General features: G+C 63.8%; 14 protein-coding genes. 8 read left to right on the top strand and 6 right to left on the bottom strand.

Features of this window, described 5'->3' with window-relative positions:
* Positions 1-45: 45 nt before the first annotated feature.
* The 5 genes from ACR0JC_RS07695 to ACR0JC_RS07675 all read right to left on the bottom strand — a co-directional run bounded on the left by ACR0JC_RS07695 (position 46) and on the right by ACR0JC_RS07675 (position 5,091).
* On the bottom strand, positions 46-996 hold the full coding sequence (locus ACR0JC_RS07695; RefSeq protein WP_170340226.1) for an ABC transporter substrate-binding protein: 951 nt from the start codon (positions 994-996) through the stop codon (positions 46-48).
* A 347-nt stretch (positions 997-1,343) separates the two neighbouring features.
* Complete coding sequence (locus ACR0JC_RS07690) at positions 1,344-2,117, bottom strand: heme ABC transporter ATP-binding protein (protein WP_437342833.1); 774 nt, start codon at positions 2,115-2,117, stop codon at positions 1,344-1,346.
* A gap of 3 nt (positions 2,118-2,120) precedes the next feature.
* On the bottom strand, positions 2,121-3,194 hold the full coding sequence (locus ACR0JC_RS07685) for a FecCD family ABC transporter permease (protein ID WP_170340221.1): 1,074 nt from the start codon (positions 3,192-3,194) through the stop codon (positions 2,121-2,123).
* Complete coding sequence (locus ACR0JC_RS07680) at positions 3,191-4,039, bottom strand: heme/hemin ABC transporter substrate-binding protein (RefSeq protein ID WP_367647291.1); 849 nt, start codon at positions 4,037-4,039, stop codon at positions 3,191-3,193. The genes ACR0JC_RS07685 and ACR0JC_RS07680 overlap by 4 nt, the downstream gene beginning before the upstream one ends.
* Positions 4,039-5,091 carry a hemin-degrading factor gene (locus ACR0JC_RS07675; protein ID WP_170340217.1) on the bottom strand — a complete coding sequence of 351 codons (1,053 nt, stop codon included), beginning with the start codon at positions 5,089-5,091 and terminating at the stop codon, positions 4,039-4,041. Before ACR0JC_RS07675 ends, ACR0JC_RS07680 begins: the two co-directional genes overlap by 1 nt.
* A gap of 307 nt (positions 5,092-5,398) precedes the next feature.
* Here ACR0JC_RS07675 and ACR0JC_RS07670 point away from each other — a divergent pair, with 307 nt between their 5' ends.
* The 6 genes from ACR0JC_RS07670 to ACR0JC_RS07645 are packed head-to-tail and all read left to right on the top strand — an operon-like array spanning position 5,399 to position 9,993.
* Positions 5,399-7,363: a TonB-dependent receptor domain-containing protein gene (locus ACR0JC_RS07670; RefSeq protein ID WP_480763678.1), complete on the top strand. Its 1,965-nt coding sequence runs from the start codon at positions 5,399-5,401 to the stop codon at positions 7,361-7,363.
* A gap of 23 nt (positions 7,364-7,386) precedes the next feature.
* On the top strand, positions 7,387-7,833 hold the full coding sequence (locus ACR0JC_RS07665; protein ID WP_254430746.1) for a hypothetical protein: 447 nt from the start codon (positions 7,387-7,389) through the stop codon (positions 7,831-7,833).
* Positions 7,834-7,837: 4 nt separating this feature from the next.
* Positions 7,838-8,503 (top strand): MotA/TolQ/ExbB proton channel family protein, encoded by a 666-nt coding sequence (locus ACR0JC_RS07660; RefSeq protein WP_170340213.1) that lies wholly within the window; start codon positions 7,838-7,840, stop codon positions 8,501-8,503.
* A gap of 31 nt (positions 8,504-8,534) precedes the next feature.
* A complete protein-coding gene (locus ACR0JC_RS07655) occupies positions 8,535-8,864 on the top strand; it encodes a biopolymer transporter ExbD (protein WP_480763677.1) in 330 nt (109 codons plus the stop codon).
* The gene (locus ACR0JC_RS07650; RefSeq protein WP_170340208.1) at positions 8,861-9,256 is read left to right on the top strand and encodes an ExbD/TolR family protein; all 396 of its coding nucleotides are present in this window, start codon (positions 8,861-8,863) and stop codon (positions 9,254-9,256) included. The genes ACR0JC_RS07655 and ACR0JC_RS07650 overlap by 4 nt, the downstream gene beginning before the upstream one ends.
* Positions 9,253-9,993: an energy transducer TonB gene (locus ACR0JC_RS07645; RefSeq protein ID WP_170340206.1), complete on the top strand. Its 741-nt coding sequence runs from the start codon at positions 9,253-9,255 to the stop codon at positions 9,991-9,993. The genes ACR0JC_RS07650 and ACR0JC_RS07645 overlap by 4 nt, the downstream gene beginning before the upstream one ends.
* Before the next feature lie 24 nt (positions 9,994-10,017).
* On the opposite strand, the gene ACR0JC_RS07640 is transcribed toward ACR0JC_RS07645, so the two are convergent.
* Entirely contained in the window at positions 10,018-10,947 is a 930-nt protein-coding gene (locus tag ACR0JC_RS07640) for a LysR family transcriptional regulator (RefSeq protein WP_170340203.1), read from the bottom strand.
* 111 nt (positions 10,948-11,058) lie between these two features.
* Here ACR0JC_RS07640 and ACR0JC_RS07635 point away from each other — a divergent pair, with 111 nt between their 5' ends.
* Positions 11,059-11,502 (top strand): cupin domain-containing protein, encoded by a 444-nt coding sequence (locus ACR0JC_RS07635; RefSeq protein ID WP_170340201.1) that lies wholly within the window; start codon positions 11,059-11,061, stop codon positions 11,500-11,502.
* 5 nt (positions 11,503-11,507) lie between these two features.
* Positions 11,508-12,317 carry a glutathione S-transferase family protein gene (locus tag ACR0JC_RS07630; protein ID WP_170340199.1) on the top strand — a complete coding sequence of 270 codons (810 nt, stop codon included), beginning with the start codon at positions 11,508-11,510 and terminating at the stop codon, positions 12,315-12,317.
* The last annotated feature ends 26 nt before the right edge of the window (positions 12,318-12,343 follow it).

Below are 12,343 nucleotides of genomic sequence, written 5' to 3'. Positions count from 1 at the left end.
AAAGGGCCGCCGCGATCAGTCGCGACGGCCCCATGCGTTTGTGATTTAGTTCGTCAGCCAGCCGATAACGGTGTCTTCGTTTTCAGCCACCCACTGGCGGGCGAAATCGGCTGCTTCTATGTTGTCCACGGCCAGCGCCTTGCCCATCGCGCTCAGATCATCACCCTGCATCTGGTAGTTGCGGAACAGGGCCGCGACCTCGGGGTGATTTTCCTCAAGCTCTTTGGCGTAGTGCAGGTGTAGAGTTGCCCCGTTCCACGCGGTCGAGGCCTCGGACTTGTCCAGCCAGTCCGGGTCATCGGTCGGCTGAACGATCGTCCAGGTGGCCGGATCATGCGGCGGCTCTTCCAGCACGGTCAGATCCTGGGTCACGAAGATGTAGTGCGGGCTGTAGCAGAACCCGATCCACGGATCGCCGGCCTTGGTCGCGTTTGCCAGGTTGGCATAGGCGATGGTTTCTTCGTACTCGGTCAGTTCGAAGATCTGGTCATAGCCATAGGACTTGGCGCGGATCTTCTCGACCACGGTCGACGCCCAGCCGGGTGCGCCGATCCAGACCTCCGGGGTGCCGTTTCCGTCAGTGTCGAAGATGGCCATCTTGTCCGGATCGCTCAGGTCGTCGATGGATTTGATGTCATATTCCTCGGCAATGTAGGTCGGAACGCACATACCCTGCTCGGCCTGAACCGGGTTCTCGTTCATCACGACTGTGCCGTTCTGCTTGACATAGGTGTCGTGCAGGTTCTGCTGGTTCGGCATCCAGACTTCCGGATGGACGTGCATCGCTCCGGAATCCATCGCTTCGAAAACGATGGGGTTGGTGCCGTTCTGCAATTCGACATCAAGGCCAAGGTTTTCTTCGATAACGACTTCAAGAATGTGCGCGGTGGCGTTCACCGACGCCCAGTTCGGCACACCGATCACGATATCGGCAGCAAAAACCGGGGCAGCGACCGCCATCGATGCGCCCCCCAGTAACGTAGCAAGTTTGTTCATGTTGCATCTCTCCATGTTGGTCGTCTTCGGCGCTGATTCTCGTTGATCGAAAGCGATCGGGCGGACGGGCCAGATCGTCGAGATCGGGTCAGCGTCTCGGATGTATTGAGCGCGTTTCGCATGTGAACACGCCCCGCACTTAAAAAAGTGAAGCACCTGCAGTTTGACCCATCAAGCGCAACTTCGAACCGGGGTCACGGTTTCGAAATTCTCGCAAAATGGTTTCGCTAAATTCCGAATAACGGTCCCACGCGTCGGGGTGAAGCCCGTTAGACCGTGCGTTGGATTGGTACGCCTGCAGCATGAAATCTGGCTGCCATGCAGTTTGGTTCAGTGGGGATTGGGCCTCAAACCAGCGCCTGCGGCAAGACAAACGGAACGTCAGTTGTCGGCAGCGTGCTGACCGGTAAATCGATGCCATAGACCTGCCGCATCACCTCGTCTGTCATGACGTCCGAAACCGCCCCGGTGCGCCAGACCTCTCCGTTCGACAGCACGCAGACCTTGTCGGCGAACAACGCGGTCAGGTTCAGGTCATGCATCACGACCACAACGCCCCCGCCCTGATCGGCGAATTCGCGCGCGATGCGCAGAACCGTGAACTGATGCGCGATGTCCAGGCTGGCGACGGGTTCGTCCAGCAACAGCCAGCGCGGCCGGTCGCGCCGCACCGCGCTCCAGACCTGGGTCAGAACGCGCGCAAGCTGCACGCGTTGCTGCTCGCCGCCGGACAGGTTCTGGTACGAGCGCGGCTCGAACCCCGCAAGATCCACATGCGCCAGCGCGCGCGACGGTAGGGCGTCGTCGCCGTCGGCCAGGCCACCGGGTAGGCCCAGCCGTACGACTTCCAGCGCGGTGAAGGGAAAGGCGACCGCCGAGGATTGCGGAAGAACGCCCCGCATCGCCGCCAGCTCCCAGGGCTGCAGCGCCGCGATGTCGTGGCCGTTCAGGGTGATCCGGCCGGTGTACGGGATGTCGCCCGACAGCGCCCCGAGCAAGGTGGATTTGCCCGAGCCGTTGGGCCCGATGATCGCGGTGACCTGTCCGGGTTCGGCCAGAAAATCCACATCGCGCAGGATCTGCTTGCGCCCGATGCGGACGCTGACATTTTCAGCTTTCATCAATCACATTCCCATCGATCCGTGGCGGCGCAGCAGAATCCAGAAGAACACCGGCGCGCCCAGAATGGCCGTGACGATGCCGATCGGCAGCTCGGCCGGGGCCACGATCACCCGGCTGATCATGTCGGCGGCCAGCAACAGGGCGGCGCCCAGCAAGGCGGAATTCATCAGCAGCCGGTGGTGATCGGGGCCGGTGCCCAGCCGCAGCAGATGCGGCACGACGATGCCGATGAACCCGATCCCGCCCGACACGGCCACGGCCGCGCCGGTGGCGGCGGCCACCGTCAGGATCGCGATGTTCTTGCTGCGTTGAACCGGAATGCCGATGTGATGCGCCACCGCTTCGCCCATGGCCAGGCCGTTCAGGGCGCGGGCCAGACGCTGCGCGCACAGGATCGACGCCAGGATCAAGGGCGCGGCGGTGGCGAGTTTGGTCCAGGTTGCGCCGGCCAGCGACCCCATGCCCCAGAAGGTCAGATCGCGCAGCTGCTGATCGTCGGCGATGTACACCATGACCCCCGACACCGCGCCCGACAGGGCGGCCAGGGCGATGCCGGCCAGCAACATCGTGGCCACCGAGGTCTGCCCCTGACGCGTCGAAACGCGATAGAGGATCAGAACCGACGCCCAGCCGCCCAGAAAGGCGGCAACCGCGACCAGGCCACTGCCGATCCAGGCCAGAACGGCGGCGGGCAGAAGGTTGCCGAAGACGATGGCGGTGATCGCGCCCAACCCCGCCCCGGCGCTGACGCCGACGATGCCCGGATCCGCCAGCGGGTTGCGGAACAGCCCCTGCATCACCACGCCCGACACCGCCAGCGCCGCCCCGACCAGGATGCCCATCGCCAGCCGCGGCAGGCGGATGTCCCACAGCACGATCCGGTTCAGATCCGACAGGCCCCGGCCATGCAGCAGATCCGACGCGGCCATCTTCAACGAAGCCTCGGACGCGCCGACCGAGATGCTGGCCACGCTGGTCACGGCCAGAAGGCCGACCAGGGCCAGGGTCACCCATGCCGCCCGCGACCTGCGGGCCGCGGCGGACGGGGGCGCGCCGTTGTCCAGTGCCAGTGTCATGAGCCCCCGACGCCCCGCAATGCGGCCGACAGATCCATGACCGCGTCGGCGGTGCGCGGGCCGAAGCCCAGCAGATAGGCGCCGGGCATCCGGATCAGCGCCCGGTTCCGCCCTGCCGGAGTCAGCCGGACCGCGGGCAGCGCGAACAGCTCTTCCTCCGAGAGGATCGGCCCGCCCTGACGCTCCATCATCAGGATCACGTCTGGCGCGGTGGCGGCCATGGCTTCGGGCGTCATCGTCTTGAAACCCGTCACATCGGCGGCCGCGTTTTTGCCTCCGGCCATCCGAATGATGGTGTCGGCCTGGGTCTCGGCCCCACCGACGACAAACTCGCCGCCCCGAGCCGAAAGCAGGAACAGCACCTTCACCGGCGCGTCCTGCGCGGCGGACGCCTGGGCCAGCGCCCGGTCCAGCCGGCGCGCGGTTTCGGCCGCCAGGGCTTCGGCCTCGGCCTCGACCCGCAGCGCGGCCCCCACGGCGCGGATCTTGTCGATGACGCCATCGCGCGAGAACTCGTCGGCAATGGTGACGTAATCCACGCCGGCCTCTTGCAGCACCGCGATGGTCTCGGGCGGGCCCGACCCTTCGAGCGCAAGGATCAGGTCGGGCGCAACCGACAGCACGCCCTCGGGCGACAGGGCCCGGCGATACCCGACATCGGGCAGATCCGCCGCCTCGGGCGGCCAGGTCGAACTGCGGTCACGGCCGACCAGCCGGTGCTGCTGGCCCAGGGCATGGACGATCTCGGTCAGCGAGCTGCCGATGGCGATCACGCGTTTGCTCTCGGCCTGCGCAGCCGCCGCCGAAACCAGCAATGCCGCGCAGAGTGCCACCAGGCGCCGCATCATGCCGCTCCGGCATCAGCCGGGCCGGGCAGCGCGGCCACCAGCGCATCCCAGGCGGGGCGATGATCGGCCTCGCCGGTGCGGCGCCCGAAGATCTGCAGGATCAGGGCGCCGTCCGCGTCGAAAGCCTCGACCGAGATCGCCGGCCCGCGCTGGGTCGGTTTATCGACGGCCCAGACCTCGGCGATGTGATCGCTGCGCAGATGCAAGTTGAAGCCCGGATCCAGCACGTTGAACCACGGCCCCATCTGCTGAAGATTTTGCACCGGGCCGCCGTGGATCTCGATGCAGCCGCGGTTGCCGACGAAGATCATCACCTCGATGTGCCGGTCCCGCACCTGTTCGAACAGGTCGGTGACCGCCGCGGGATCAACCGCGCGGGCCAGCGGTTCGCCCGCGATGCGATAGGCGCCCAGCCGGTTCATCTTGAGCTTCGAGGTCAGGCGCAGGAACTGGTGCGTGTCCGTCATCTTGGCCCATTCGCGGCGCAGCGCGTCGGCCTTGTCGGCATTGGCCTTGGGCGCTTCGGCCGGTTTGCGCGGCGCGACCGTCATCGTCTGGCCTTGATCCTCGGCGGCCAGTGTCCGAACCAAACTGTCCCAGTGGCCCAGGTCCGAGCCATCGCGCAGGAAGATCTTGTGAACCGCGTCCCCGGCCGCATCGAACACCTGGATCGAGCGGCGCAGACCGGCCTCGGTTTCCCGCTCGACGGCAAGGACATGGCGCCATTGCGCGGGGAACATACGCAGGTCGATCTCTTCGGTCAGCACCATCGCGGCATGCTGGCCGCTGTGGTAATTGTCGTATCGCCCGATCTTTTCGATCACGCAGGACGGGTTGCGCGTCAGCGCCATGACCTCGCCCAAGCCGGCCAACTGGCCGAACAGCCCGTCAAGGCCGGGGTTCAGCCGCGTCACGCCCTGCCCTGCAAAGGCCGCGACCAGCTGGCCCTCGCTCAACCCCAGCGATTCCGCGAAATCGCGGTCTCGCTGGCCTGTCTTCTGCGCATAGGCAGCACGAATATCCTGAGGAGCCATAAGCACCTGTTCCATAGCGGGTTTCCCGTCTTCTTCGTGGTTCCAAGGGGGTGCTGGCCCGGGTGCTGATCGCAAACAGCGCCCTGCTGGCAGTGCCAAAATTACAGGCACGAAATTATGTTGACTGTTTTAGTCACCTTTATTAACGAGCACAAGTCGCCGCGAACAGGCGATTCCAAAAAACAGAAAAAAAACTGACCAGCGCCAGCGAACTGCAAGCATCTCCGGTCCTCACACTTGTTTCGAAGGGACAGAAATGCGTGCGCGTACTCATATTGCAGGCCTGCTTGGGACGGCCTCTTGCCTTGGTTTGACGGCGTCCATGGTTTGGGCGCAGGAACAGGATGACGGGTTCCTCGGGACCCTGGAACTGGGCGAAAGCAAACGCGAGATCCAGACCGCCACCGCGGTTCCGGTCACGAATATCGACCAGGAAGAGATCGATGACCGTCAGGCCAACACGGTGGCCGAACTGATCGATTCGGTTCCCGGCGTCACCCTGGTGAACGGCTCGACCCCGCAAGGATCGGGCATCAATATCCGCGGATACGGGGCCAACGGCACCTTCGGCACCGACCAGAAGGTTCTGATCCTTGTCGACGGCGCGACCGCCGGCGCGGAAGAGCTGTACCGGATCGGCAACCAGATGTTCACCGATCCGCAGCTGTACAAAAGCGTCTCGGTCATCCGCGGCACGGTGGGGTCCTTCGAATACGGCTCGGGCGTCGTCGGCGGCGTGGTTCAGCTGGAAACCAAGGACGCGTCCGACTTTACCGGTGGCGAACCGGGGTTCCGCTTCCGCCAGACGCTCGAGGGGTATTCCAACGGCAGCGGCTTTGCCTCGTCGTCGATCCTTGCGTGGCAACCCAACCGGCAGACCGAATTCCTGTTCAACTACACCTATCGCGACCAAAGCGATCAGAAGGACGGGAACGGCGACACGATCGGCAACAGCGCCTTTACCCTGCCGTCGCTGCTGGCCAAGGGGAAATACAGCTTTGGCGACAACCTTGAACATTCGATCACCGCGTCCTGGAACCAGTCCACCTCGGAAGAGCGCGACGTGCCCTATGATTCCTTCGGTACGACGGCGGACGCCTTCGGCAACGTGGACCGCGACATCGAAACCCGGATCGCCGTTCTGCGTTACCAGTACCGGCCGGCGGGCAACGATCTGGTCGATCTGGACGTCAATCTCAGCTATTCCGAACAATCCATCGACAGCAGCTATGTGCCCGGTTCGTCCAGTCTGGAGGGAACGCCCTTCTTCCCCGGCATCCGGGCGCTGGCCGATGCTACGCACAATTACGAAACCACCAAGCTGACGATCAAGAACAACGCGTATTTCCAGACCGGGGCCGCGTCGCATGATCTGCGGTTCGGGGTGGAATTCATCGACCGCGAGCGGCTGGATGCCCCATCGGCGCCGGGTGGCACCGACCGCCGTATCGCGCTGTTTGCCGTTGACGACATCCAGTTCGGCGACCAGCTGACCGTCACGCCCGCGCTGCGGTACGAAACGCAGGACATCAAGGGCAACGGCGACGCGGCGGCGCCCTTCAACGCCAGCTATGACAACGACGCGCTGATGGGCGGCCTGTCGGCCCGTTATGAATTTGCCAGCGGCTTCGCGGTGTTCGCGGGCGGGGCCTATACCGAAAGCCTGCCGATCATCGACGATCTGGGCACACCGCTCTACATGACCCAGCCCGAGAAATCCCGCACCTGGGAGGCCGGCTTTTCCTATGACCGCGGCGACATCTTCGCCGCCGGCGACGCCCTGCGCGCCAAGGTCAATCTCTACAGCACCGATCTGTGGGACATCACCTCTTACGTGTCGGGCACCCCGTCCCACCCCCTGTCCAAGGTCGAAACCGAGGGCGTCGAGATCGAGGCCTCCTATGCCCATGCCACGGGCTTCTACGTCGATTTCAACGCCAACATCGTCAGCGCCACCGAATTCAGCGCGGCGGGCATCGGATCGCCGTGGCGCAACGAAACCACGGATTCGGCCCGGATCACCCTGGGCAGGCGGTTCGGCGAAACCTTGGATGTCAGCTGGGAGATCTTCGGCGCCAAGTCCGGGCTCGATTCCTCGGGCGATCCGGTGGGTGGGTACGGGGTGAACACCCTGCGCGCGACCTATCTGCCGCAAGAGGGCGCGCTGGCAGGCTTCGAACTGCGCGCCGGGATCGAGAACATCTTTGACAAGGCCTATCAGCCGAACCTGTCGACCCGCAATTCGCCAGGCCGGAATTTCAAGCTGACCTTGGCCAAGACCTTCTGAGCCCACAAGGGAAAGGACCCTTCATGACAAAAGCCATGCAAAATCTTGTTCGGGCGGTCCTGCTGGCCCTGCCCCCCATCGCGGGGGCGGGGTTGGCCAGTGCCGCGGGCACCCAGGGCGCGGGCGGCGTCACGATCGAGCTCAGCTCGGCCGTGGACCAGGATCAGGGCTGCCTGCTGAGCTTCGTGGTCGAAAACGCCCACCCCGCCGATATCGGCGGCGCCGTCTACGAAACGGTGCTGTTCGGCGCGCAAGGCGAAGTGGCCCTGCTGACGCTGCTGGATTTCCAGGACCTGCCCGCCGGGCGGCCCCGCGTGCGCCAGTTCAAATTCGACGGTCTGGCCTGCAATCAGATCAGCCGGATCCTGATCAACGGGGTGCAGGACTGCGCCTATCCCGGTGATCTGGCCGATGCCTGCCTGTCCGGCCTGACGCTACGCAGCCGCCTTGAGACCGAATTGATTGGATGATCCGATGGATGCATTTCTGCAAAGACTGACCGCAATTCTGGACCTGGGCGGCCCGGTCGTGGCGGTGCTGATCGCGACCTCGGTCGCGACCATGGCGCTGATCCTCTACAAGCTGTGGCAGTACAAGGCCGCCGGGGTCGGGCGGCATGTCGAGCTGTCGCAGGCCATCGAAGCCTGGGACCGCAACGATCGGGCCACTGCGCGCGCGCATCTGGACCGAAGCCGCAGCTATCTGGCGCCGGTGGTCGCCATGGCGCTGGAGGGGCACGGGCCGGAACTGATGGACCGCGCCGATGCCGAGGCCGAGGCGCGCTTTGCCGGGCTGGAACGCGGGCTGAACATGCTGGACATGGTCTCGCAGCTTGCGCCGCTGCTGGGGCTGTTCGGCACCGTGCTGGGCATGATCGAGGCCTTCCGCACCCTTCAGGAGGCCGGCAACGCGGTGGATCCGGCGTTGCTGGCCGGCGGCATCTGGGTTGCGTTGATGACGACCGCCGCGGGGCTGGCCGTGGCCATGCCCACCTCGCTGGTCCTGACCTGGTTCGAGGCGCGGATGACCCGCGAACGGGTCTTTGCCAACCGCGCGCTGCGCACGGTGTTTGCCCCCGGCCACGCCGCCGCGTCACGCCCGGCCATCCCGTCCTCCGAGGCGCTGGCCCATGGCGCTTGAAACCCGCAAAAGGCGGCACCGGCGCCTGTCGATGACCTCCCTGATCGATGTCATCTTTCTGCTGCTGCTGTTCTTCATGCTCACCTCGAACTTCTCGAAATATGCCGAGATCGAGTTGACCACCGCCGCGGCGGGCGGAGCGCAGGCCCAGCCGTCCATCCGGTTCATCAAGCTGGAGCGCGACCGCATCCTGATCGACGGCACCGAAGTCGCGCCCGGCGCGGTCGCCGCCCGGTTCGACGGCCGGACCGACCAGCTGGCCTTGATCAGCCTGGGCGGCGGGGCGACCGCGCAGCAGTTGATCGACTTGCTGACCGCGCTTGCGCCCGTGTCCCGGCTCAGCACGCAGGTCATCGGATGATCCGCCTGACCCCCAAAACGAAACCCGGCCGCGAGCCGACGATCGCGCTGATCAACGTGGTCTTTCTGATGCTGGTCTTCTTCATGATCGCGGGCACGCTGGCGCCGCCTCTGGGCAAGTCGGTGCAATTGGTGCGGACGGCGGATCTTGAAGGGCGCGAGCCCCCGGATGCGCTGGTCATCCGCGCCGACGGCGTGCTGGAATATCGCGGGGCCGAGCTGACGGATGTGGCGGCCTATGTCGAGCGCGCCTCGATCGACCTGCCATTGGATGCCGTGCGGCTGGTGCCCGACCGGGCCTTGCCGGCGGTGCGGCTGAAACAGGTCAGCGACGCCCTGCGGGCCCTGGGCGCCAACCGGGTCTTCGTCGTGACCGAGCGGGGCCTGCCATGATCCCGCAATCCCGCATCATGGCCGCCGTGCTGGTCGTGCTAGCCGCCGCGGCCCACGCCGCCGCCCTGTTCGAATTCGACACGGACGAGGCGGTTTTCGTCGAAGGCGGTGGCGCGGTTGCCCCTGCGGCGCTAGGGTCCTCGTTCCGGGATTACGCGGCCGGAACCGTAGCCCCGCCCCCGGCGGCCGCGCAGCAGTCACCCGTTGCCCCAGCACAGACCGCGCCAGAGGCCCCTGCGGACCGTGCGCGCGCGCAGCCGGCCACCAGGGTGCGGGCGCAGGCCCCGGCCCAGCGGCAGAACGCCCATACGCCGACCCTGCAAAAACCCCAGCCTCAACAGGCCCGGCCTCCAAAACCACCCACCCAGACCGGGAATGCCGCGGACAGCCGCAAAAAGGGCAGCGCCACCGGCAAGGCGGCGACCGGGGCGGCCTCGGCGAAACGGACGAACCGCGCCGCGCAGGAACAGGGAAATGCCGAGGCCAGCACCTATGCCGGTCTGGTCAAGCGAAAGATTTTGCGGGCGCGGCGCAAAAGCGTGAACATCCGGGGCTCGGTCCGGGTGGCCTTTCGCATCGCCGACAACGGTGCGCTGGCGTCGGTCAGCGTCGCCCGCAGCTCGGGTTCGTCCCGGCTGGATCAGGTCGCACTGGCGCAGGTCCGGGCCGCCGCGCCCTTCCCGCCGCCACCAGCCTCGGCCCGGCGCACCTATTCGATGGAAATCGTCAACAAATAGAAACTCGAACCCGTGCTTCTCCGACTACCTGGTGTCCAGCGGCTTCAGCAGATCGAACACCTGTTGCCGCATCCATTTTGCCATCGGATTTTCATCCGATCGTCTGTGCCAGATAGCTATGATGTTGACGGGTTCGATTTCGAACGGCGGGGCAAGGACCTTCAGGCCGAACTCCGGCGCAAACTTCCTGGCCAGCTGAGAAGGCACCAAGGCCACAAGATCGCTTGCACTGACCACTCGGCACACCCCTGAAAACACCGGAAGCGTCATCGCGACGTGCCTTTTTCGACCAACTTTCGCCAGAGCCGCATCACCCATCGCCGCCAGTTTGCCCTCGGGTGAGAACAGCACATGCGACAAGGCGCAGAAGGTTTCCATCGGAAGTTCAGCACCGTCTTCGATCTGTACAAGGAATGGGTTGTCAACGCGCCCGACGACCATGAAGGACGACCGGAACAGCACCTCTCGGCTGATCCAATCCGGTGCATCTGTATCCGGGATCAACGCGAGATCAGCATTGTAGCGCTCAAGACTCTCGACATAGTTCTCGGGAACAAGATCCACCAATTGCGCGACCATCTTCGGAGCCTTGCGGTTCAGGACACCCCCAAGGCCGGGCATCAGCAGCTCGGCGAAAAAGTCGCTGGCCGCGATCTTGAAAGTTTCGGATGCCTGCCTGGGGTCGAAATCATCATTGCGGCTCAGTAGACTTTCAAGTCGATTGAGTTCCTCACGCAGCCCGTCCTTGATCGAAACCGCAAAATCCGTTGGGACAAGCTGATTTCCCCGCCGCACAAACAGATCGTCACCTAAGGCGTGCCGCAGGCGGTTCAACGCATTCGACACTGCCGATTGCGAAACCCCAAGTCTTTCCCCTGCCTTGGTGGTGGACCCCGCCGTCAGAATCGCATCAAGAACACGGAGCAGGTTCAGATCAAGCGTTGCGAAATTCATGTTGGTAATACCGCGTATTATGAACTTTCGTTAGATTGATACCGTTTTTTGCGCCTACAAGTAAGGTACCGAAAGCGCTTTCGTTTCATGTCGGATCAAAGGACAGAAGCGATGCATGATCATCTGGTTGATGACGCCACGCTCGAATGGCAGGGCGTTCGTTACAAAACAATTCTGGACCCCGCCGAAACCGGGGGCGCCATGTCGATTGTAGACAGCCTTTCGCCGGTCGGAAGCGGTCCACCACGGCACATCCATCACGCAGAAGACGAAGTCTTCGTGATTTTGACCGGTGTCTGCAAAGTCTGGGTCGAAGGTGTCGAAACGCGTGTCGGCCCGGGAGAAAGCATCTTCATACCCCGCGGAAAAGAACACACGTTCAAGGTCATCGGTGATGAGTCCAGCCGTCACCTTGTCATTCTCACACCGGGAGGTTTCGAGGGCTTCTTCCACGCCATGGCAACGGCCCGGTACAAAATTCCGGAATACATGCCGGACATCGAGGCCGTGGCCGCCAAGTACAACCTGTCATTTACTGGCCCTCCATTGGATTGAACGTCATGACCCAGCACATCGTCTACCATATTCCCGTGTGTCCCTTTTCACAGCGGCTTGAAATTCTGCTGGCGTTGCGGGGGATGAGGGACCGGGTGGAGTTCCGCGTCGTGGACATCACCAAACCCCGCGATCCAGAGCTGCTGAAGAAAACGCGCGGAACGACCGCTCTGCCGGTTCTCGAGACTCCAGACGGGCAGATCATCAAGGAAAGCCTCGTGATCCTGCGCTATCTCGATGAAATGCTCGAAGGGCCAAAGCTGCGGCGCACCGACCCGGCCGAGCATGCGGTCGAGTCGATGCTGATTGCCAAAGAGGGCGCCTTCACGATGACCGGCTACGTCTATGTGATGAACCAGGACCCCGCGCAGAAAGACGCCCACAACGAAAAACTGCTCGCGCTATATCGTGACCTCAATGACTTTCTTCTGACCCACAACCCGAACGGTGTTTTTCTGTTCGATCAGTTCGGGTTGGCCGAGGCGGTATTTACACCGATGTTCCAACGGTTCTGGTTTCTGGAATACTACGAAGATTTTGAACTCCCGCAGAACGGCGAGTACGACAGAGTCCGAAACTGGAAAGCCGCCTGCATGGCGCATGAGGCCACGGGGCAGGTGACACAAGAAGAAATCGTGAAACTCTACTACGACTATGCCTTGGGTGCCGGAAACGGAGCGTTGGTGGGCGGCCGCAAAGTGTCGAGCTTTGCGTTCGAGCCACATTGGAAGTCGAGGCCAATGCCGCCGCGGGACAAATACGCCGGGACGGCATCGGACAAAGAACTTGGGCTGGTAGTCCCGGCATCCGATTGAAGCCAGAAGGCATGCGGGTCGATCGG

Source organism: Ruegeria sp. CH5 (genome assembly GCF_056537025.1).
Note: the sequence above shows the minus strand (reverse complement) of the source record. Positions and strands in the feature narration are given on the sequence as shown.